General features: G+C 62.5%; 14 protein-coding genes and 1 pseudogene. All 15 read right to left on the minus strand.

The features are described 5' to 3' along the window. Positions 1 to 150: 150 nt before the first annotated feature. Complete coding sequence (locus VGL22_RS04785; protein ID WP_465265751.1) at positions 151 to 513, minus strand: hypothetical protein; 363 nt, start codon at positions 511 to 513, stop codon at positions 151 to 153. A 72-nt stretch (positions 514 to 585) separates the two neighbouring features. Continuing rightward, positions 586 to 2,322, minus strand: coding sequence for a GMC family oxidoreductase (locus tag VGL22_RS04790; RefSeq protein ID WP_465265752.1), 1,737 nt, complete (start codon positions 2,320 to 2,322; stop codon positions 586 to 588). Beyond that, positions 2,319 to 3,107, minus strand: coding sequence for a gluconate 2-dehydrogenase subunit 3 family protein (locus tag VGL22_RS04795; RefSeq protein WP_465265753.1), 789 nt, complete (start codon positions 3,105 to 3,107; stop codon positions 2,319 to 2,321). Before VGL22_RS04795 ends, VGL22_RS04790 begins: the two co-directional genes overlap by 4 nt. Beyond that, positions 3,104 to 4,060 (minus strand): hypothetical protein, encoded by a 957-nt coding sequence (locus tag VGL22_RS04800; protein WP_465265754.1) that lies wholly within the window; start codon positions 4,058 to 4,060, stop codon positions 3,104 to 3,106. The genes VGL22_RS04795 and VGL22_RS04800 overlap by 4 nt, the downstream gene beginning before the upstream one ends. Positions 4,061 to 4,063: 3 nt before the next feature. Then, positions 4,064 to 5,815: a thiamine pyrophosphate-dependent enzyme gene (locus VGL22_RS04805; protein WP_465265755.1), complete on the minus strand. Its 1,752-nt coding sequence runs from the start codon at positions 5,813 to 5,815 to the stop codon at positions 4,064 to 4,066. A 51-nt stretch (positions 5,816 to 5,866) separates the two neighbouring features. Then, positions 5,867 to 6,958 (minus strand): enolase C-terminal domain-like protein, encoded by a 1,092-nt coding sequence (locus VGL22_RS04810; RefSeq protein ID WP_465265756.1) that lies wholly within the window; start codon positions 6,956 to 6,958, stop codon positions 5,867 to 5,869. 143 nt (positions 6,959 to 7,101) lie between these two features. Next, positions 7,102 to 10,224, minus strand: coding sequence for an AAA family ATPase (locus VGL22_RS04815; RefSeq protein ID WP_465265764.1), 3,123 nt, complete (start codon positions 10,222 to 10,224; stop codon positions 7,102 to 7,104). Positions 10,225 to 10,281: 57 nt separating this feature from the next. After that, positions 10,282 to 10,407, minus strand: a pseudogene (locus tag VGL22_RS04820) (zinc-ribbon domain-containing protein); the annotation flags it as partial. A gap of 209 nt (positions 10,408 to 10,616) precedes the next feature. Beyond that, positions 10,617 to 11,441 (minus strand): acetoacetate decarboxylase family protein, encoded by an 825-nt coding sequence (locus VGL22_RS04825; RefSeq protein ID WP_465265757.1) that lies wholly within the window; start codon positions 11,439 to 11,441, stop codon positions 10,617 to 10,619. Positions 11,442 to 11,583: 142 nt separating this feature from the next. Next, positions 11,584 to 15,141 carry a hypothetical protein gene (locus tag VGL22_RS04830; RefSeq protein WP_465265758.1) on the minus strand — a complete coding sequence of 1,186 codons (3,558 nt, stop codon included), beginning with the start codon at positions 15,139 to 15,141 and terminating at the stop codon, positions 11,584 to 11,586. A gap of 34 nt (positions 15,142 to 15,175) precedes the next feature. After that, on the minus strand, positions 15,176 to 16,210 hold the full coding sequence (locus tag VGL22_RS04835; protein WP_465265759.1) for a polyprenyl synthetase family protein: 1,035 nt from the start codon (positions 16,208 to 16,210) through the stop codon (positions 15,176 to 15,178). A 17-nt stretch (positions 16,211 to 16,227) separates the two neighbouring features. Beyond that, positions 16,228 to 17,010, minus strand: a complete 783-nt coding sequence (locus VGL22_RS04840; RefSeq protein ID WP_465265760.1) for a hypothetical protein — start codon at positions 17,008 to 17,010, stop codon at positions 16,228 to 16,230. Between the two features lie 30 nt (positions 17,011 to 17,040). Then, on the minus strand, positions 17,041 to 19,191 hold the full coding sequence (locus tag VGL22_RS04845) for an NAD(P)-binding protein (protein WP_465265761.1): 2,151 nt from the start codon (positions 19,189 to 19,191) through the stop codon (positions 17,041 to 17,043). Beyond that, positions 19,188 to 19,583 carry a pentapeptide repeat-containing protein gene (locus tag VGL22_RS04850; RefSeq protein WP_465265762.1) on the minus strand — a complete coding sequence of 132 codons (396 nt, stop codon included), beginning with the start codon at positions 19,581 to 19,583 and terminating at the stop codon, positions 19,188 to 19,190. Before VGL22_RS04850 ends, VGL22_RS04845 begins: the two co-directional genes overlap by 4 nt. Before the next feature lie 208 nt (positions 19,584 to 19,791). After that, on the minus strand, positions 19,792 to 22,174 hold a 2,383-nt coding region (locus tag VGL22_RS04855; RefSeq protein ID WP_465265763.1), incomplete at its 5' end, for a protein kinase domain-containing protein.

Raw genomic sequence — 22,174 nt, forward strand, 5'->3', positions numbered from 1 at the left:
GCGGAACCCGGCGCGAGGAGTCATCTACAAGATGCAAGCGCCAAACCAGGGGACCGCGGCCAGGGAATCACCGGGACGATCGGTTCGATGGCATTGAGTATGCGGAATTCGAGCCGAGGAACGTATGGAGCCGGTGCAGGGAAGCGGGAACTAACGGGAAGGCGGGGGACGGAAGAAGACGTGCGGAGTGAAAGCGAAGCTAAACGGGCCGGCCTGTCGGGCGCCAGTGGAACGCGGCAGCACGCAGGTTGCGACGAGCACGATGCTCAGCGCGAGGATCGGCAGGACTGCCGGGAAATGCGCCGCCACGGTGTCCGATGCGGCAATGGCATTTGCCACAAGTCGAGGCGCATCTGTGGGCTGCAGCTTCGAGGAGCTGATTTGCGCGGAGGGGCTGTGAGCAGGGCCGTACCAGGCCAGTTTGGCCTCAAGCGCGAAGAGCGCAGCCAGAACGCACAGGACAAGGCCGAACCCCGCCAGTTGTCTATGCCTGATGCGCAATGCAGTACTCACTCTTGAAGTTTAGCACTCTCACGATTTGGGCTCCATCGGCCCTGGGTGCGAACAGTGGATCTGCGAACTCATCTACTTCAGGCGCGGTACGCCATGGCCCCATGTTTCCGGGGGAGCCAATTCGCGCCGAATCGGCGGCGGGGTCAGGTCACGTTTGTCGGAAGTGAAGATCGCATCGCCCTGGGAGACGAGGTAGTCTGCCGTGCGTGCGGCCAGTGCCTGAATCGTGAGGCCGGGGTTCGCAGATCCTTGCGTGGGCATGATGCTCCCGTCGCATACGAAGAGGTTGGGGACGTCATGGGCGCGTCCGAACTTATCGACGACAGAGGTGCGTGGGTCGGGTCCCATGCGGCATGCGCCTACCAGGTGCGCATAGCGGGCCTCCTGCACGACTTCGACTGCCCCGGCGGCGCGCATAACGTCCATGGTCTTGTCCTTGCCGAAGCCGATGAGCTTCTTGTCGTTGTCGCGCAGATTGAAGCTCACGTGCGCGACGGGGATGCCGAACGGATCGCGTTCCTCCGAGAGCGTGACGCGGTTGTCAGGCCAGGGAAGGATCTCGCCCAGGAAGCCGAAGGAGGCCCAGTGGTTGTAGCCCATCATTTCGCGGCGGAGTCCCCAGCCCCAGGCTTTCTTTGCCGCGACCATCTGCTTGGCGAAGGCAATGGGCAGGGGGCCGACGGTCTGGATGGCGAAGCCGCGAGCGAAGTCTCGCTTCGGGTCAGTCTCGTAAAACTCTTCCGTCAAGGCATGCGCCGGCGGGGCTTTGTACATCCGCACAAGTTCCTCGAAGCGGCCGAGGATTACATTGCCCGCTTGCGCCATGAGATAGCGGCCCACCGTATCACTGGAATTGGCGAGGCCGTTTTCGTGTCCCGGGCTGGCGGAGTTCAACAGCAGCCGCGGCGACTCGATGGCGTATCCGGCAACGATGACAGCTTTCGCTTTCTGGAAGTGCGCTTGCCCTTCGCGATCGAAATAGTGCACGCCGGTGACGCGGCCACGCGGCCCTAACTCAATGCGTGATGCCATGGAATAGTCGCGGATTTCCGCGCCTTTGCGGATGGCGTCAGGAACGTGCGTTACCAGCGTGCTTGCCTTCGCTCCCACCTTGCAGCCCTGGATACAAAAGCCGCGGTAGATGCAGTGCGGCCGGTCGCCACGCGATCCGGAGAGAATGGCGACGGGGCCGCCGATGGAAACCGGAATGCCAAGAGCAGTGCAGCCTTTGACGAGCGCATTGCCCACTTGACCCATGGGATGCGGGCCGTACGGGTATCCGTGAGGATGGCCCCACGGGTAATAGGCAGGACCCGCAACCGGCATCTCCAACTCAAGCTGTTCGTAGTAGGGCTGGATCTCGCCGTAGGTGATAGGCCAGTCGGCGCCCACGCCGTCGCGTGAATACACTTCGAAGTCGGAAGGATGCAGACGGGGGGTGAAGGCGGCCCAGTGCACTGAGCCGCCGCCAACGCCCTTGCCGCAGTTGTTTGCGCCCAGCGCGAGCGGGTCGGTTCCGCCCGTGATGCGCGGATCTTCCCAATAGAGTCGGTGTGATCCGGCTTCGTCACTCACCCAATCGCGTTCCGTATCCCAGAACGGCCCGGCCTCAAGCCCGACGACGCTGAAGCCGGCGCGCGCAAGACGCTGGACGAGCACGCCTCCTGCAGCGCCGACCCCGACGATGAGGTAATCCACCTCATCCGATTCGCGGAAGCGGCGCATGGGCGCATCAATATGCTGGATCGCCCCCAGCATGTGCCTGCCGTCGGCGGGTGATCGGAACGATCCGAGAAGAGGCTCCTTCACGCCGACCTCGCAGGTTTGTGGCGGTGCTGTTCGGATTCGGTGTGGTGATGCGAGGCGTCGTGAACTTCGTCGGAGACGGCGATATGCGGCGCGTCCCAATCGTAGCGCTGTTCCTCAACTTCCCACGGCTCCGGCTCACCGCGTTCCAGGCGGGTGTAAGCCCGCGGATACGCCGGGCCGCCGAAGCCGATCTCGTCCCAGGACCACGGGTGCGCGTAATAAGCGTCGATTGCGTCCTGCATGATGAATTGCCAGAAGCGATGCACCGACATTTTCGCCCAGATGCTCTTTGCTGCGCGGGGAGCGCCATCGTGAATGGTTCGCAGCACCAGGTCCTGCTCGAGCCATGGCAGGGTGAGAAAGTCATGGCCGTAATGCTCGTGCGCTTCGTGGTTGATGGCTTCAAGGCCCAGCGATGCGTAGACATCGCGATCATGCGGCATGTCTTCGAATCGATAGCCGACGGTGCGGTTTTCGTGGAGGCGCTGGTCGAGCGGCGGAATCAGCGGGATGCGTCGTTCGGGTATGCGGTCGTTTTGTGGTAGCAGATGGTCAAAAACTGTCTCCCAAAATCGCGCCTGCTCTTCCGTAAAGAATCTGAGAGGGGGAGGCGCGCCGACACGTTCCGCGATGAGCTTGCGTGTGGCGGCGTCCCAGAACTTTTGCTGGCGCAGTGTGCTGTAGCCCGGATAGTAGCCGGGCTGCGATAGGGGCAGCAGCGGTTCGGCGGTAGCGGGCGAGCGAGGCAGCAACTCCGGATCGATATTTGAATCGGGCGGTTTCATCGTGAACTCCGGCGAAGCATGCTGGCGAGAAGTCCCATCATTCCTGCCGCGCCGAAGAGCAACGGCGCGAAGATGGGCGGCCCGTAAAGGATGTTGTAGAGCCAGTGCTTGCGGCCCCCGGGGCGTCTGAGGACGCCGCGTGCGTGATAGAAGAAGCCCACCGCGGCATCGGCACTGGCGGCCAGCGAGAGTACCGGCAGTGCAGTGCGGGCGACCCTGCGCTGATAGATCGACGCAATGGCGGCAGCGGCGAGCAGTGGCGCAAGAACGATCGGCGTCCACTGCACCCAGTAACGGAAATTGTTTTTGTAATGCGAGTAGTAGGCTTCAAATCCGCTCAGCAAGGCGCTCACGGCGGTGACGATTGCGACCTGCGTCTGGAAGCGTCCTTCGCGAATGTCCTGCTCCTCCGAGAGGAGATCGCGGCGCAATCGCGGAGGCAGGAAGTGTGCGCGCACAGATCGGAACGCGCCCTGACCGTGGTTGCGCTCGTCCTCGCGTTGCAGGAAGGAAGCGATCAGGCCGAGGTAGGCAGCGGTCCCGAACAGCAGTGGTGCGAACACGGGCGGCCCCATGATCATGTTCGTCATGGGCAAACGCCAACCGCCGGGTTTGCGGTGAATGCCGCGGACGTGAAAGTAAAACCCCACCCCTGCATCGACGAGCGTGACGGCGGACGCGATCCTCAGCGGCCCCCGCGTTTTTCGCGGAGTGAATACGGTAGCCAGGCCCGCCGCTGCAAGCACTCCGCTGAGGATGACGGGCGTGTACATCACGCGCCGGCTGTAACTGCCGCGGTAGTGTTCATAGGCGACCTCGAGCCCGCTGATGAGGCTGGCGCCCGCGGTTATCAGGGACAGGCTGCATTGGAAGCGGCCCTCGCGCACATGGTTTGCGACGATCTCGACATCGCGCTCCGGATGGAGCGGTGAGATGCTCTCCGCCTCTGCCATGTCTTAGATGACCTCGCGAATGCGGTCTGCGGCGATGGTCTTGATGATCTCGGCGGCATCCTTCTGGCCGCGCAACAGCGCCTTCGCGAAGTGCAGAGCCTGATCCGTGGTGACCTTGCCGGGCATGGGCGGCTCGTTAGGATCCACTACAGCCTGCACCAGCTTGGGACCGGGATGCGCCAATGCCTCGCGCAACACAGATTCCGCCTCGTCGGGGCGCTCAATGGTGAAGCCGCGCGCACCGCAGGCTTCTGCCACTTTGGCAAAATCGATGGGGTGCAGTTCCACGCCGAATTCAGGATTGCCCTCCAGTATTATCTGTTCCCACTTGATCTGGCCGAGCACATTGTTCTTGATCACGATGACGCAGACGTTCATGTTGTACTTCACGAGCGTGGTCAGTTCCGCCATGAGCATGGAGAGACCGCCGTCGCCGACGACGCAGACCACCTGCCTGCCGGGATAAGCCGCAGCCGCGCCGATACTGTACGGCAAGCCGTTCGCCATGGTGGCGAGCATGCCTGAAAGCGAAAACTGCATTTGGTCGCGGATCTCAATGTAGCGAGCGGTCCAGGTTGCGATGGTGCCGCTGTCGGCGCTGACGATGGCATCGTTGTTGAGGAGGCGGTTAAGGGTATGGGTGACCACCTGCGGCTTCATGGGCATGTCTTTGCGCGTGCCGCGCTCGTTCATCAGCTCGTTCCAGTCCTTCATGCGGTCCTGGGCGGCTTTCAGGAATTTATCCTTCTTCTTTTTGAGAAGCGGCAGCAGGGCCTGCAGGATTGTTTTGGAGTCGCCGGTGAGGGCGACGTCTACTTCGTGGCGCAGGCCCACGCGGGTTGGATCCAATTCGATCTGGACGCATTTCGCCTGGCCCGGTTTGGGCAGGAACTCCATGTAGGGGAAGCTGGTGCCGATCATGATCAGCGTGTCGCATTCATTCATTGCGTCCACGGAGGGCGCGGTGCCCAGCAGCCCCACACCGCCAGTGGTGTAAGGACTGCGATCCGGGAGCACGCCTTTGCCAAGCAGCGCCTTCACCACCGGTCCCCCCACGGTTTCAGCCAGTTGCGTGACCTCTTCGCGGGCGTGCAAGGCGCCGCGGCCCACGAAGATTGTGACCTTCGATCCGTCGTTAATCACCTCGGCAGCCCGTTCCAGGAGAGCGCGTGCCGGCAGCACATTGAGCGGTGCGCTCAGATCCGCACTGTGGTTCGCCACATTAGCCTTGCTTCTGTGCTCGTCCTTGACGCTCCATTCCTGCATGTCCTTGGGAACGGTGATATGGGCTACGCCGCGTCGGCCATAGGCGGCGCGAATCGCCATGTCGACCACATTCTCGACGTGCGACGGTCCCATCAAGCGCTGGTTGAACACCGAGACGTCCATGAAGAGCTTGTCGAGATCAACGTCCTGCTGGTAGCTCATGCCAATCAGGTCGTGGAAGGTGTGTCCCGTGATAGCCAACACCGGCTGCAGATCGCATTTGGCGTCATAAAGGCCGTTGAGCAGATGGATGCCGCCGGGTCCTGATGTGGCAACACACACACCGATCCGTCCTGTGTATTTGGCATATCCAACGGCCGCGAAGGCTGCGGCTTCCTCGTGGCGCACCTGGATGAAATGCAGCTTGTCCTGATGCGTTCTAAGCGCTTCAAAGAATCCATCCACGCCGTCGCCGGGTAGTCCGAAGATTGTGTCCACACCCCAATCGATGAGACGCTCTACCATCAGATCTGAAACCGTCTTTGCCATGAGACCTCTATCCAGTGCGCTGTAAGCGCAGGTGTTCTGAAACTTGTTGGCTCACACCTCGTACTTGCGAGCATCGCTTTCTTTGAGGGTCAGGCCCACGCCGGGCCGAGAGAGATCGGGGGCCATCTGCCCCTCGTGTGGTTCGCAAAATCCATCGAAGAACATGCGTTCAATGCGCACGTGATCGTGGAAATACTCCATGTGAATGGCCCGTGGCACGGCGCAGCACACATGCAAATGCTGGCTGGGTGCGCAATGCGAAGACAAGGGGAGATTGGCCGCCCAGCACAGCGCGGCCGCGTCAAGAAAGCCGCTCATGCCGCAGCGAGTGCTGTCGGCCTGCAGCACGGTAACGGCCTGCGCTTCAAGCATGGTGCGGAAGTACCACGCAGTGTAGCCGTACTCGCCGGCGGCGATGTCCATGCCTGCCGGCGCGCGTTCCCGCACGTGACGCATGCCGGCGCGGTCATCGGCACTCACCGGCTCTTCAAACCAGCTCACGTTGCAAGCGGAGAATTCATTGGCCAGGCGCAGCGCCTGGGTCTGGGTGTAGGCCCCGTTCGCATCCACAAACAATTGCACGGCGGGCCCGATGGCTTCCCGTGCGACTCGCACGCGACGCGGATCATCTTCGGGCTGCGTGCCTACTTTCATCTTGACCATGCGCAAGCCTTCCTGCGCCCATCCGCCAAGCTGCTTGCGGAGCTGGTCATCGTTATACGAAGTGAAGCCGCCGCTGCCATATACAGCGATCCCGTCGCGCACACGCCCGAGCAGGTTGACCAGGGGAGTTTCCAGCCGATGTGCGCGCAGGTCCCAAAGCGCGTTGTCGATGGCGGAGATGGCCATCATGGCGATGCCGCTTATGCCCAAATTGCGAACCCTGGCATAGAGGCTCTGCAGGATGGCCGCATGCGTGCTGGCGTCGCGGCCCTCCACCAGCTCCGCGTTGAGAGTCGCAGCGAGTTTGGCGGTCGATACGTCGGCGTATGTGTAGCCCAGGCCGCGGGTGCTGCCGCACGTCAGCTGCACCAGCACCAGTGTGGACTTGTCCCATTTGCAGGTGCCGTCTGCCTCGGGCGCATCGGTGGGAACCGTGAACGCGCGGACACTGGAACTCGTGATTTTACATTCGCTCAGCATGCGCGAGAGTCGTCAGGGCGCGGTATCGCTCTTTTACACACAGAGCCCCAGCGACAACCCACTCCCGCCCGACAATGCATTACGATGCCGGCTGGTCGCCGGGCCGTTGCGTCGTGAGGCGAGATATCGCGGTCTTTTGCTGATTATTTGGCGGAGTTCTGTGCGGCGCACCCGAGCGATTCCAAAATGCCGCGGGCTTCGACCAACTCGGGGGTATCACGGCCTTCCACAAAAGCCAATTCGAGTGGCTGTAGCAGAGCGGCGGCCTCAGTAGGTTTGGCTTGGGCCTGCCAGTGCTTTGCGAGCACCAGGGCGGCGCGCAACTCCAGCATCAGGGCATGCTGCTCTCGCGCGCACTCTAACGCGCGATTCAAACTCGCCTCTGCCGCGGAACGCGCTCCCTGGGCGAGCATGATCTCGCCACGGACCCGGTGCAGTTCCGGCTCTTGCACATGCTCCCCATACTCCTTCACGTGGGTGAGCCCGCGCGAGATGGCGGCTAGCGCGTCGCCGGGGCGGCCTGCTCGCATTTGTGCCTCCGCCAGCATGAGGCACCACTGCGGCATCATGAGGGCCGAACCTGTCACCCGGTAGTCATCGAGCGCAGTTTTCATTTCCTGAATTCCGGCTTCAGGCGCGCCTTGCACCGCAGCCACCCAACCTTTGTGGATGCGCGCCCATGCAGCCCAGAACAGGTATCCTTCCTCGTTGGCGAGCGCCAGCAGTCGGTCTGCAATCCCCGCAATGGTTACGTCATCGCGCCGCGCATAGTAGAGCATCATGGAACAGCCCAGCGCATATGCGGTGCAGGCTGAGATATTCAGCTTCTCGATGACGTCCCAGGCAAACTGCCGGGCGCGCTCGGCGCGTTCCGGAAAGCCCATAAACCAGAGACTGAGAGAGTGATAGTTTCCGCAGGCGTAAGAGACGGGGAGTTGGAACGTGGTTGCCAATTCGCGCTCTCGCTCAGGATTGTAGAGCGTTTGTGCCCGTTCGCCATGTTCGCGCGCTTCAGAGAACCGGCCCAGAAAGTAAGTTGAGAGCCCAACGGCCTGACGGCCGCATATCTCCAGCCCGGGATCGCCTGTGCGCAAGGCGATTTCGAGTACAGGGCGGGCCACCTCCATGGACTGGGGGATAGCACCGCGCAGGAAGTACACGGTCCACAAGCCCCAGAGTGCGCCCAACAGGCCGGTGGTGTTCCCCAACTGCTGGCAGACGTCGCGCGCCCGCATACATGCCGCTTCCACCTCGCGCGATCCCCAACCGAGGGTTGCCATCAGCGCGGTGGAGAGCGCCAACTGCGCTTCCATTTCCGTCTGCAGCCGTGCCGGATCGTCCGGAGGGATGGTTTCCAGCAGGGCGATCGATTTTTGCAGATAAGCTGCGCACTCGCGGAGAGCGGAGCGTTGCTGCGCCTGGTACCCGGCCTTCATCCAGCCGCCTATGGCATCAAGAGCGCGTCCCGCGCCCTCATGGTGGCGCGCCAGCAGTTCCGGCTTGGTGTCTGCCATTTCAGGAAACCGCGAGACCAGTGCCTCCGCAATTTTGCGATGAAACTCCTGACGGGTGGTGCGCAGGAGCGATCCGTAGGCCGCATCCTGGATGAGCGCATGACGGAAGATATAGGTGGAACTTGGAGGGACACCGTTTTCGAGGACGATCTCAAGCTCCACAAGGCGGATCAAAGCGGCTCCCAGTGCTTCCGCCGATTTGCCTAAAACATCCTGCAGCAGTTCGAAGCTCGATTCGCGCCCTATGGTGGCAGCAAGCTGGGCCACCACGCGATCCGCGCCGAGCAGGTCGATTCGTCCCATCAGGGAGTCCTGCACGGTGGCGGGGATCAGGCCCGGCGGCAACGGTCCCGTGAGTTCGTAGCGATCGTCCAGCTCACGCAGAATTCCTGCGTCGATGATGGTGCGCGTCACTGCCTCGATGAAGAGCGGAATGCCTCCCGTGCGCGTGACAAGCTCTTCGAGAAGCGCCAGGGGAATGGGCTTGGACCCGACGACCCGCGCCACCAGCGACCGCGTGTCTTGCGGCGAGAGAGCCTCCACCTCGATCACGCTGCATCCCGGCATGCTTACCCACGGTGCATTGAATTCCGGCCGCGCGGTGCATACCAGGAGCACTGGCCGCCCGGTCTGCCGCTCCACAATTTGCGCAAGGAGATCCAGCGTAGAGGGATCGGCCCAGTGCAAGTCCTCGATGACCAGCATGACAGGTGAGCCGCCCACCGCACGCATCAGCAAATCCGCCAGAATGCCGATCATCCACGGCATGCGGCGCGCGGGTGGCAGATCAATCTCCGGATAGCGATCGAGCGTGGGCACGGCAAGCAGTCCCGCCAGGGCGGTGGTCGCGTGCTCCAGGTCCACTCCTCTGCCGGCCGCAAACTGCTCCAGCAGATCGAGCTTGCTGGACGCGGACATGTCATCCTCAATGCCCATTCTGCGCTCGATCATCTCGATGATCGGGTAGAACGCGCTGTTCATCTGGTAGGGCGAGCATTGCGCGGTGAATACTTCATGCAGGCGCGAAGATGCCGTTTGCGCCGCTGCTTCCAGCAGGCGGGATTTGCCGATCCCTGCCTGTCCGCGCAGCACCAGGGTTTTGCCCTTTCCTTCGCAGGCCTCTTCCCACGCGGCGCCGATCTCTCGCAACTCGCGCTCGCGGCCGACGAAGGATGTCAGGCCATGAGCGCTGGTCATGGCCTGAAAGCGGGTGACTGAGCGGTTTCGGCCGGTTACGCGGAAGATCTGCATGGGCCGCGAGAGACCTTTGAGAGTCCGCGATCCGAGATCCTCAACAGCGAATTGGCCTGCCACCAGTGTGCGCGTCGTATCGCTGATGGCAATGGTTTCTGGAAGAGCCTCGCCCTGCAGGCGCGCAGCCACGTTGGGAGCCTCACCGAGGGCAAGCTGCTCGCGCCTCAGGCCCTCACCCATCTCTCCTACGACGACCAGACCGGTGTGGATGCCGATGCGAATCTGGAGGTGTTTGCCCCCGACCACGATGGCGGGAATGCGGCCCAGGATGTCGAGCGCTGCGGTCACGGCCCGGGCGGCGTCATCTTCATGTGCGGCGGGATAGCCGAAATACGCGAGCACTCCATCGCCCAGGTATTGGGCCAGGTAGCCCTCGTAGCGCTGCACCAGTTCGGCACACACGGCCTGATACCGCGCGTACAACACGCGCAGATCTTCCGGATCCAGCGACTCTGCAAGCGCGGTGGAGCCGGCGATATCAGCGAACAGCACGGTCAACTGACGCCGTTCCGCGGCGGGTGCCTGGGCCGCAACCAGGGAGCGGCCGCAGCCGCCGCACTGAGCCGCATCCCTCGCATTGCGATATGCGCAATGGGGACACGGAACCCCCATCGGGGTTCCACATTCTGAGCAGAACTTTACGCGGGGAGAGTTTTCAGTACGGCAATTGGGACACTGCATTTTTGATGGCTCCGGCGGAACGGATGGCGGGGGCGCCCATCTGTGCGACTACTATAACACCAACGAAAGTGCGCACTTAGAGGGACTCCAGAGTTCATGTGCCCTTTCCGATTCGGAGAAGGGCCGCATTTTCTTGAGGAAAATGCCACTTCGCTGCGTGGTTCCCGGGTAGAGCAACTCTGAAACCGCTTAGTCGCGGAGCAATCGCCCTATCGCCCCACGCCGACCTGCTTCGCATCCTTGAACGAAAACAACGGCGGGTAGGGGAGACTCAGTCTCCACGGCGTGCGCAGTTCATAGGATCCCAGCACAGAGGAATCGATACCCCGCGAGAAGTCCGCCTGCGGATACCGGCCTGCCTGAAATCCCGGAACGAATTCCAGGTCGACTTCAAGCGACGTGTGGAGCGGCCGCAGAGTGGCAAACTCCCAGATCTTGTCGAAGTCCGACAGGACGAAGAAGGGGCCGACGGAGTAGGGCACCATCGAGATCAGCGGCTGATTCAGCATCTGTCGTATCGGCTCGAACTCCGGAAACTCGCGGATGGGGCGGTAGTCTTCGCCGGCCGGAGTATCCCACTGGAGCGACATGATGCGCTGCCCGGCTGAGCTGGTGACGGTGTATCTGTCCGCGGACACCGTGAACGAGGCTATCCGCTTGGGAAAGCCCCACAGCCCCATGCCGCCCATAGTGGCCAAAAAGCTGTCCAGAAAGAGCCTGGGCATGAAGTAATAGGGCCCCGGCACTCCTGGAGTGATGGAACCGGGCGAAAGATACGAGTAAGGGATTCCGAAACTATGCTCGTGGTATGTCAGGTTGGGCAGCAGCGTTGGAACCGACATCTGCGCCCGGAACAGATCGTTAAAGAACAGAATGACCGGGTGCGTGCCGGGAGGCGTGACCTGCTGAGGACCGAGACCGAGCCCGGCGGGAAGAAACTCGCGCACACGGCTGGTCGGCAGGGCCAGAGTTACCCCGCGCATGGTTCCGGTGCCATTGAGGTTGATGGCGGCGAACGGATTGGCGGGTGTCATAGCGTCTCCTCAGTCGCGAATTGTCAGGCAGTACTGGAGATTTGGGAGTGTGGGTTCCGGTGCTGAGAGGCGCCGGACAGCCTGGCCGTGCGGTGGTTCGCCGCGCGGTGACAGCCGCAATCGGTGGAAGCACGCCATCAGATTAGTTCTCCGTCTCTGCGGCAGGATCCGGGACAGCATCAGGGAGTGGGTGACTGATCACGGCGCCGGTTGCGGAGGAGAGTGGTGGCCACGCCAGCGGCGTGTCAGTGACATTTCGCCCGTAGTACCAGTCCTCATCCCACGAGAGCGACAGGGGCAGCAGTTGATCGCAAGAGCTGCCCACCACGTCGCGCCGTATACAAAAGTCGGGCTTCTGAAATGCGCGGGAAAGCTTGTTGAGGAACGCCTGGTTCTGCGCACCGCAGTAGGAACGGGCAAGATCTACGGCCTGGCGGAACTCGCCGGCGTGCTCCAGAGCCCACTCCAGGACCTGCTCTTGGGAGCGCGCATCGGGCCCATCGGACTCTTCGTCGCTCGCGCTCTGCTTGAGGCCATTCAGTATCTCAGCCAATCTCGCCTTATCCGCCAGAACCTGGGTATCCAGGTTGTTGCGATCCGACGGCTCTCCTTCGATTTCGAGTTCGCTGATGGCGAGCAGTGCGCCCATCAGCAACAGTCCCTCCGTGATCAGATTGAGGGAGCCCGGGGCGGTCTGGTTCAGCTTCGCCTGGTAGAAATGCGCCACGCCGGCAGGCTTCAGGATCGTCATGGCTGACACCTTGCTCAGCGCTTCTTCCATCTGCAGGCGCCACCGCATGAACCGCTCCTGGTTAAGGATGATCTTGTCGAGGGTGTTCGCCCAACGCTTTGCGGCGGTCGTGGGTTGCTCCTTGTTGAGCGCGGCGATGGCGGCGGCGAGCGCATCGTCGCTGTCGAAATACGTCTCGCTGATGTTCATGGGGCTGGCGACTGCGCCGGGCGTATCGGCCAGGTCGTTGTTCGCCTTGCGATAAAGCACCGACTCCGGGTAGGCCTCGGTTTCGCTGATGAGGGGCAGGGCTGCCAGGGCATCCTCCAGCTTGCGGCGGCCTTTGCGCCACCTCGTGTGGATGTCCCGGTTGCCCCACTCGCGTGAAAGAATGCATTCGATCACCGTTTGCGGATCGATGGCCATCAGGGCCGCACGCGCTTCTTCCTTGGCGATCGGCGCCTGATCGGGCTCCTTGGGATCATTCACGTTCATCTTGCGCCGCTGCCCTGCCTGGTAGACCACGGCGGCGATCCGGGATGGGTCAATCTGGTCCTGCAGCGTTTCGGCGCGCAGATCGGCCGTGATCGGCGTCGCGCCTTCAGCGTCGCTGAGCAACGTTGCGAATGCCGATTCGGAGTCCCATTGCCATCTCTCTCCGCCGGCCCTGAAGCCGAGCCGGATCGCAAGCGGCTCATGAAGCGTTCCCCGAATGAAGAATGGACGAATTGCCTGCGCGGTGCTGATAATCCCTTCGCCGCTGGTGGGAAGGCCCGCTGCCACCAGGCCCAGTTCTCCCACGATGTCGAGGCTGGGGAAGTTGTGAATTCGCACCACCAGCGTGTCTTCAATCTCGCGCAAATCCTGGAGTTGCTTGATCTGCCGCGGCACCCGCACAAGCGATTGATAGCAGGCTTTCGATGGATCGCGGGAATCGCGAAACTGCTTCAACGAGTAGGCGGTGAAGGGCATCTGGTTGCCCAGCAATTCCAGCGCAAGGGCGCGCGCAATCTTCAGGTCCTGATACTGGCTGTCTTTGATTCTCTTCTTTGCCAGCAACTCGCCTCGCAGCGTCTCTGCCCATTGCCACGGTGCATCGGGCGCCGTGCCGAGTCCCGCGTCAGGTTCTCCCTGGCATATTTCGAGGATGGGCTGCACCGTGGCTTTCTGTCCCTGCCCAAAGGCCGGCCACACCTCGGTGTCCACACGCAAAAGCGTCTGCTGCGGATTGTCGTTCAGTTCTACCTGGTCGCTCAACCACGCACTCGCCGGCTTCATGAAGTTGGCTACGATAGCCTCGAAACCCTGCACCTCCAGCCGTGCGATCGCCGCAACACAGTTGTCCACAAAACTGAACGCCGGCACCAGGCCCACTCCCAGCAACTCCCAGTCGCCTCGCGCGGTCTTCCTTTTGAAGTGCACCGGAATCATGAAGGAGAGTTGGTAGTTCGTCCAGTCGCCCACGTTGTTCGTACTCGAAATGACGTCGCCGAAGCTGGAGACCATCAAATACACATAGGCGAGTTCGTCTCCGGGCGCCGTATCTTCGTTCACCTGCTCAGGCACGCGGCCCCACACATCGAAGCGCAGATGCTGCTCAACGCCGTGCTTGTCCTTGTCTTTGAAGGCATCGTTCAGGTAGGTGTCAACGAACTTCTGCAGCTTCGACATGTCCGCCAGGAGCGGCAGCACGCGAACGACGCTGTCAGAAAAGTCGAATGGGCCTGCAATGTCATCGATGACCGTGGTGACTGTGCTGTTGAAGGCGGGCGCATCGGCTCCTTTCGGCTTGGGCTGCGAAGGGAACACCGCGCCTGAACCATCGCGCCAGATGCCGTCGTCCAGACGCCACGCCACGTTATCGCCCTGGTCGTACTTGATATCTACATCGAGCCAGTAAGGCACTACCGGCTTCAATTCCGTGACGCGGCAGTCAGGTCCCTGCCATTCGCGCTCGACTTCCAGCCCCAGGGTGCTCACCAGCGGAAGCGATGCGTATTCGTACAGCCTCACGGTATGCCCGCCGCTCAGATCACCCAGCATCACCTCGTATTCGCCCAGCAGGCCCGCCCCGTTGAAGGATCGAACCTCCATCTTGCCGTTGGTCAGTGCCTGGTAGCACACCTGCGACGGATCGTCGGACCTGCGGAATTGTTTCAGGTTGATGGAGTTCTGAATAAAGCCGGAGCCGCCCGGCGCAAACCACGGCGCCATGCGGGTGACCATGGCCTGCATCACCCCCGGATCCACAGGATTCAGCGGCGACAGGCGCATGGACTGCGCCAGCCACATGGCATCGCGGCTGAAGCCCGCAGCCGCCTTTGCGATGTTGGAAGCCATGGACCAGGGCGTCGCCGCGCCAGCCACGTCGAACGGCACGCGCAGGTTGCTCATGGTGTTCCGCTCTACTTCAAGGAGCACGCGATCCTGCAGTTCGGCGCCAGCATAGGTTTTGGGGAACACACCGGTCTCAACGCGTGCCAGTGTCACAGGGGCAGTGGCGTCGCGGATCCATGCGCTGGAGGACTGCATGACCCGCGCCTGCACTTTGGGGAAGCCGAACACGGTTCGGCCCAGGGGCACGGAGAAGTCGTCGTTTACGAAGACGTAGGGCGTGATGACGGCCCAATCGTGAAACACCCACTGCCCGCCGACGAACTTGTACCACTCCAGCGGGATCATGAAGAAGACCTCTGTCTGCGCGAACCAGCCGATACGCGCCACCGCTTCGGTCACCTGCCCGTAGTCCAGGACCATCACGTAGACATAGGGCATCGGAACCCGGAAATAACCTGCTTCCGGCGGAACGAAGTTCAGATAGCCATCGCAGACCCGTTGCAGCGTTCCCAGATGCGCGCGGAGCGGAAACACGCGTGACGAAAGGTGATTGAAGACAAACGGAGGCTTGATGGGAAGCGGATTGTTGGTCAGGTCCGGCAGTCGTGCTGTGAATTCATCTGCTGTCATCATGCTGCTCAAGTCCCCCTCTGCTGTTGCAGCGGATTCAATTTCTCTCGATCACCCACACAGGCAGGCTGCCAAGAAACTGCTTGTCCCGCGAATCCGGAAGATGCCCATAAAGCTGATCGAACTCGTATTGCGCGGCGCCGGCGAGGCCGTGCGCCACCTGCCGCGCGTAGTCGAAAGAGTCATGAGCGCGCATGCGTGCAAGCACCCATCGCACGTCGTCATCGGTGCGCAGTTCGCGCGGCGTTCCCAGAATCGAGCAAAGCCGCTCCCGCTCACTGGGGCTGGCGCGCTCCATCAGGTGAATCAGCATCAGCGTGCGCTTGCCCTCGCGGATGTCGCCGCCCAGTTCTTTGCCATAGGAGTCTGCGTCGCCTTCAAGGTTCAGCAGGTCGTCCTGAATTTGAAAGGCCGCTCCGAGAAAAAAGCCAAAGCGGATGCAGCGATCGGGGTCGATGCCGCCGCGCGCGCCGATCAGCGTTCCCACGCGGCTGGGATGAATCGTGGCCAGCCAGCAAGTCTTCTTCAGCACCATCAACAGATAATCGGCTTCGCAAACATCGCTCACGTTGTCGCGCCGCCAGCCGAGTTCATAGGCCTGGCCCTCGGCCGACTCCCGCGCCATGCGCTCCGTCTCTTCAAGGAGGCGCAGCGACAACTCCGGTCCGAGGAAGCGGCGGTTGTCCAGCAGCGGCCGCATGGAGAGCAGCGAGAGCAGATCGCCCACGTTGATGGCGATCGGCACGCCTTCAGCCACGTGCATGGCAGGCTTGCCGCGGCGCTGCTCGCTCTCATCCTCGACGTCGTCATGGATGAGCATGGCGTTGTGGATCATCTCGATGGAGACAGCCGTGCGCAGCGCCATCTCCATGGGAGTTCCGAAGGCTCTTGCGGTGGCGATGCACAAACTGGGCCTGAAGGAGCGTCCTCCGCGCCTCGGATAGTCGCCGGCGAGGTCATACAGGTAACGGCGCGGCTCAACATCGGGAAGATATTGGAACAACAATGCGCGCGTGGCATCCCCGTACTCCCGCAGCATGGATGAAACCAGGGTTCCGCTCGCTGTGCTCATTGCTCCCTCTCACTGCATCACGACACAACAATGGTGACGTCGCCGGCCACGCTTCCGTCCGCCTTTTTGCGGATGAAGCCGCGGTATGTGCCCGCCTGCTGATTCGCACCCACCTTCACGCCCACGCGCAGGTTGCCTGCATCGCGCACCACGCTCGGAGGCTCGATCATGTCCGCTGTTCCGCCGTCCGCTCTCAGCGCATCGCAGAGCAGCCCTGCCGCATCGGACGAATACAGATTCGCGGTAACCTCGACGGGGCGCGACGAGGAGACGCTCACCCCCACCGACGCTGTCTGCGGCATCCCGGCGTACGGGTTCGGGTTCATCCCCTGCTGCCATTGCCCGGGAGACATGGACGACATCGCCATGCTCCAGGCCTGCATCGCCATGGCCAGCCATTGCTGCGCCAGCATGCCCATGGGGTTGGGCGCGCCGTAGTTGCCGCCGCCGGCATTGCCGCCGCCGTAGTAGCCCCCGCCGGGATTGAAGCCTGGAGGATAGTTTCCTCTGGAATCGCTCATAGAACCTCGCCTGTTGGGATCATTGAAGATTACCCGCGCTGCTTCCTGCCCGCGCCGCATATAGTCGTCGATAACGGCGTACGCGGTGCGCACACCGCCTTCCAGCACGCCGCAGACGGCCGCCCCGGCCGCGGAGAATACGTCGCCCGGCCCAGTCGCCGCCTGTCCCGACGGTGCCTGGCCAGCCGGTGCCGGTCCTGTTCGGGGCGGTCCTGTCCGGGGCGGTCCGCCCATGGAGTTGCGAACCGGCCCGGTCTGCGATGGCGGCGTCCGTTTCACGCGTTGAGAAGACTCATTCATCCATGCACCTTAAGGGTGGTCATACCCGATGATGTCGCTCAGTGCCGGCCTGCCGCACAACGCATGTGCCGCCAGAAGTCCAGACATCACTGCCGATTCAATACAGCCCGAATCCAGTCCCGATGCTGTCCAGTCGCCCGCAATGGTGAGATTGTCGAAACTCATGTCCAAAGGCGAAATGCGGTGCGCGACGCTCCCGGGCAGCGACTGCACATAGCGATCCGTCGGATTCAGGTTCGCTGCCCAGTGCTGCGTATCGAACCTCTGCTCGCCCTTGAGCGCTTTGCCTCCGTCCCCCGTTGCCAAAAGATCCCAGCGGAAGGTGCCGCCGCGCACCGATCCCGGCCACAGGCTCCCCGCATCGGTATCAAGGAAGCGGATAGCGTTCTCGCGCACAACCTGGCGCTGCTCGCGATGGTAGGCGTCCGTGGGTTCCGCGCCCTTCCCGGGAGCGTCAGGCAGCGCGCTGCAGAAATATGCAATCGATCGCACCGGCTCCTTCCAGCTCTCTTCCGGAACCAGGTGGCTCATGTCCGCCCAGGTGTCGAACGGCTCCACGAATCCCGACACATTTGCCGGTGGATGCGGCCATCCCAGCTCGGCCGTGCTCTCCTTCAGCCATAACTGAAAGCATTGCGTCGCCACGGTGGTTACTTGGCGCGTCATCTCGCGCCAGCGCGGATCGTGTTCGATGAGTTCGCGCGCGACCGATGGAAGTGCGCCGATGCTGATGCCCAGCACAACCAGGTCGAAATCCTTGCTCACGGCCAGAGTCTGGCTGCCCACATGCCGTTCTTCCCACGCTGCTTCAAAGGATCTGCCGTCGCGCTTGAGTGCGGCGCCGTTCGCCAGTTGCGTATAGTCCGGCTGAGAGGGCCAGCTTGGCACTCCATGCACATCCACCAGCGGCTGATATTCTGCGCCGCCCTTCACGCGCGCCTGAATGTCGAACTGCAACGTTTGCACGTACGGCGCTTCGCCCGGTTGCGCCGCAGACAGCCCCACATTCCGCAGCCGGTGAAAAAACTTGAACTGCACGCCGCGCTGCTTCAGCACCTGGTAAAGCGGCGCAAACACCACATCACCCATTCCCGCACTCATGCGGTAGAAGAGCGACCCGCGGTAGGTGAAGAACATGCGCATGGCTCCGCGCATCGCCACGCCCGCAGCCAGTCGCGGCCGCGTCACGTCCCCCTCCTCAAACGCAAACACCAGGTCGTAAATGCCGCGCATGAAGCCGGAGTCGAGCGACTGCTCCGAAGCTCCGTTCATCCGCAGCCACTCTCGCCAGTCGTAGTCGTTGATGGCGTCGAATCCACGCGGATCCACCGCCAGGCCGAAACGGATGGAACCCCGCAGAATCGCGAGGATCAGATCGATCACCTGCCAAACCCGCCGCAAGTCACGATTGCCTTCCACCAGCATGGCAAGCTGTTGCCGGGATGCAACCGAGAGGGCGTCAATCAACTGCGTAAGGGGTGAGGTGACGGTCGAAAAGAACTGCGGCACGAACATCTCCGCAGCCTGTCGCAGAAGGTCAGCGCCTTCCAGGATGGCTGTGGTCGTCGCCAGTTGGCCGTAGCGCAGAAGGGCCGCGACTGCCGCCGCCAGTCCCTCCGCTCCGGATGCGTTCGCCGCGCCGCCCTCGCTCGATTGCGGCTTCGGGTCAGAGGCGCCGGCGGACCGAAGCAACTCCCCAATCAGAATGATGGATTGGCGCAGATACGCAGTAACCGTGAACGGGTTGCCGCTCGTTGGATCGCCGGGTTCGCCGGCACCAGGGGGGAAATGCGCCATCCAGAAATCCCAGCCACCTGCCGCGCGATCAGCCACGCCCACGTCCGGCGCGGGTTTGAAAGCGTCGCGCCAGGAGGCGAAACGGCAGTGCGGAAGCGCCAGGTTACGTTCTTCATATGCCTGGCGCATCAGCCGGAACGCATTCTCGTAGAAGCCCATCCAGAGGTGCAGCCCGTGTTCTTCCACGCGATGGTGCGGTCCGCGGCCGGATGCGCCTTTGCCGCCCAGTCGCCAGCCCATCTGGTAGACCGTAACCTCGTAGCGCCCTTGATGTTCCGGCTTGGTTAACTCGAAGGCCGTGGTGAGCGCAGCGCAGCCGCCACCCACGATGGCTACCCGAATCGGCTCCCGTCCCGAACTCATACGCTCACGCCCGAAGTGGTCCACGATTCTGGCCGGCTCAGGTTTTCCGGCAACCGTGTACTCTCATCTCCCAACGCATTTGCCAATTGTCCCTGGGTCAGCCCGCGCGCTGTGCTCAGATCCGCTCCGCGTAGATTCGCGTGCCTCAGAAAACTCGAACTCAGGCTGGCATCGCGTAGATCTGCGCCCGACAGATCGGCGCTGAACAGGTCGGCGCCGTCCACCAGCGCGTGCCGCAGATTCGAACCGCGGAGGCTTGCGTTGCGCAGGATGGACCCTTCGAGATGTGCTGCTTCGAGATTTGCTTCGTGAAGGTCGCAACCCTGCAGAAATGTCCGGTGCAGGTCGGCGTGCGCAAGCTGGGCTCCGGGCAGCTTCGTCCCGCTCAGCATGATTCCATCAGAAGTCTGGCTTCGGAACGCGTTCCACTGCGCCGCGCCGGACACCAGTATAGAGACAACGTCTCTTCCACAAACCACGTGTATCCCCTTACGTACGATTTGATTAGGAGCGGGGAGAAGCCGTGGGTGAATTATGCGGGGTCGCCTGATGCCAAGTCAAACCAACTATTTGAGCTGGTAAAACTGCTCGCCTCCGGGTTCACATGTTCGAGGGATCGGCGGCTGCAGCCGGCAGGCCAAGCGTCGCAATCAGGCGATGAAATGCAGGATTGGCACGCAACCGGTCGTAGCGGGGATCAACATTCACCCAGACCAACTGACGGATGCGACTGTCGACTGCGGCCTGCAGCCCTTGCACGGCTGCACTCTCCTCGCCGAGACCGGTGTATACCAAGGCCTCCGTCAGAGGAGAAACCCACTCTGTCTCGGCACGCCGCCGCAGTTCTTGAATCGCACAATGCGCAAGGTCGCGCTCTCCCTTGCGCGCATGAAGATAGCCGATCTCCGCCAGCGCCGCCGGTGAGTGCCCCATCGTCCGCGCCGCCTCTTCCAGATGTTGCAGTGCCTCGTTCCATGATCCCTGCTCGATCATCACCCGGCCCAGCGACCAGTGCGCATGCGCGAACTCGGGTGACCTTCGCAACGTCTCCTGAAGCGTGTCAGCCGCCTCGTCAAAGCGCCGCATCCGGTACAAACATCCTCCGATGGCGGTGCTCACGATGGCTGACAGGGGATCGAGCTGCGAGGCTTTGCGAAGATGGTCCAGCGCTTCTTCGAGGCGCCCGAGCGGAGTCAGATAATCCAGCCCATAGTGAAAATGAACCGGCGCCTGTTCGCCACCCTTGCTGAGCGCCCGCTGGAAACTCTCGCCGGCAGCCGCCCAGTCCCAATCCCAACCGGCCTGGGTGATTGCCAGATTGCACAAGGCGGAAACCGAGTTCGGCTGCAGCCGAAGCGCTGCGGCCAGAGCTCCCTTCACCGCCGGCACGGACTCTGACGCCGGCTCCAGGCCGTACCAGTCGAGCCGCATGTGGGTCTCTGCGGTGCCGATCAGCGCGGGCGCGAAATCCGGATCTGCCGCCGCCACTCGCTCGAAGAGCTCCTTGGCCAGCTTGAATCCCGCAGGAGTCTCGCGGTTGAACGCGTAGCGCGCCTGGAGATAGATGTCGTATGCCGTAGATCCGGGCGGCGCTGCCGGAACTCCTGTATCCAGCCCGGGGAAGTGCACCCCAAGTTGCTGCTGCAGCTTTTCGAGCACCAGCGCGGTAAGCTCATCCTGCAGAGCGAACACCTCCCGCACCTTCGTATCGAAGCGCTGCGACCAGACCTGGTATCCCTCCGCCGTCTTGCTGAGCTGCACGTTCAGGCGCAGATGATCACCGGCCCGGCGCAGGCTTCCGTGGACCAGGTAGCTCGCTCCCAGCTTCTTCCCTATCTCCCGAACATCCGGCGTTGTCCCTTTGAAGTGGAACGACGAACTGCGCGACACCACCCGCAGCCCATTGATCCTGGTGAGACCGTCGATCAGTTCCTCGGAGATGCCATCGCAAAGGTATTCATTCTCCGGGTCGGGGCTAATGTTGACCAGCGGCAGCACGGCGATGGTTCGCTCCGCCGGGGGCGCCAACCCAACTGGCGGCACAGGCGGTGCAAACCCGTGCAGCGACGGCGACGTTTGCCCATGAAGTTCGGCAAGCAGATCTTGCATGCTCTGGTAACGGTCGGCGGGATTCCTCGCCATCGCGCGAAGTACGGCGCTGTCGAGCCATGCCGGGATTTGCGGATTGGACCCGCGCAGGGAGGCCGGATCCATGGTCATCGCCGCATGCATCACAGCCATCGAATTTGCGCCCCGGAACGGCATCGCCCCCGTAAGGAGCCTGAAGAGAATCACTCCGAACGAGTACACGTCCGCCCTTGCATCCACGGTTTCCGCGCGGGCTTGTTCCGGCGCCATATAGCCCACGGTTCCAATGGCCGTGCCGCCGAACAGGCTCAAAGGCTCCGTCTCCGCGTCAGCGGACACCGCACTCGCCACCTTGGCCAGCCCGAAGTCCAGAATCTTCACCCTCCCGTCGTCGCGGATCAGGATGTTTCCGGGCTTCAGGTCGCGATGCACCACCCCCGCCGCGTGTGCAGCGGCCACCGCCTCGCCAATCGCCAAGCCAAGCGACAGTGCGCGATCCACCGGAAACCCGCCCTCGGGTATGGCGTCGTGAAGGGCGATGCCCTGCACAAATTCCATCACGATGCACGTCATTCTCTCGTGCCGGAGTATGTCGTAGATCGTGACGATGCCCGGGTGGTTCAGGGAGGAGATGACGCGCGCCTCGCGCACAAACGCCGCCTGAAGTTGCGCGCTCGACCGTTTGGGATGGATGACCTTGATGGCCACCTTGCGATCCAGCCGGGTGTCGTGCGCCCGGAACACAACCCCCATGCCCCCGGCGCCAATTTGTTTCTCGATCTCGTAAGGCCCTACCAGCGTGCCGGCCGCCAGTATCTCGGGGGAAATCGCCGTCGGGCCGTCGGGCGTCTCACTCGCCATGGCCACTGCTCCCCCTGCGGCCCGTAGGGCCTGC

The sequence above is a fragment of the Occallatibacter sp. genome (assembly GCF_036502485.1).
Classification (GTDB): domain Bacteria; phylum Acidobacteriota; class Terriglobia; order Terriglobales; family Acidobacteriaceae; genus Telmatobacter.

What these genes read in the sequence shown, in the direction of transcription:
- VGL22_RS04795 (WP_465265753.1), bottom strand. Translation starts at nt 3,107, where the DNA reads ATGAAACCGCCCGATTCAAATATCGATCCGGAGTTGCTGCCTCGCTCG.
- VGL22_RS04800 (WP_465265754.1), bottom strand. Translation starts at nt 4,060, where the DNA reads ATGGCAGAGGCGGAGAGCATCTCACCGCTCCATCCGGAGCGCGATGTC.
- VGL22_RS04805 (WP_465265755.1), bottom strand. Translation starts at nt 5,815, where the DNA reads ATGGCAAAGACGGTTTCAGATCTGATGGTAGAGCGTCTCATCGATTGG.
- VGL22_RS04810 (WP_465265756.1), bottom strand. Translation starts at nt 6,958, where the DNA reads ATGCTGAGCGAATGTAAAATCACGAGTTCCAGTGTCCGCGCGTTCACG.
- VGL22_RS04825 (WP_465265757.1), bottom strand. Translation starts at nt 11,441, where the DNA reads ATGACACCCGCCAATCCGTTCGCCGCCATCAACCTCAATGGCACCGGA.
- VGL22_RS04830 (WP_465265758.1), bottom strand. Translation starts at nt 15,141, where the DNA reads ATGATGACAGCAGATGAATTCACAGCACGACTGCCGGACCTGACCAAC.
- VGL22_RS04835 (WP_465265759.1), bottom strand. Translation starts at nt 16,210, where the DNA reads ATGAGCACAGCGAGCGGAACCCTGGTTTCATCCATGCTGCGGGAGTAC.
- VGL22_RS04845 (WP_465265761.1), bottom strand. Translation starts at nt 19,191, where the DNA reads ATGAGTTCGGGACGGGAGCCGATTCGGGTAGCCATCGTGGGTGGCGGC.
- VGL22_RS04850 (WP_465265762.1), bottom strand. Translation starts at nt 19,583, where the DNA reads ATGCTGAGCGGGACGAAGCTGCCCGGAGCCCAGCTTGCGCACGCCGAC.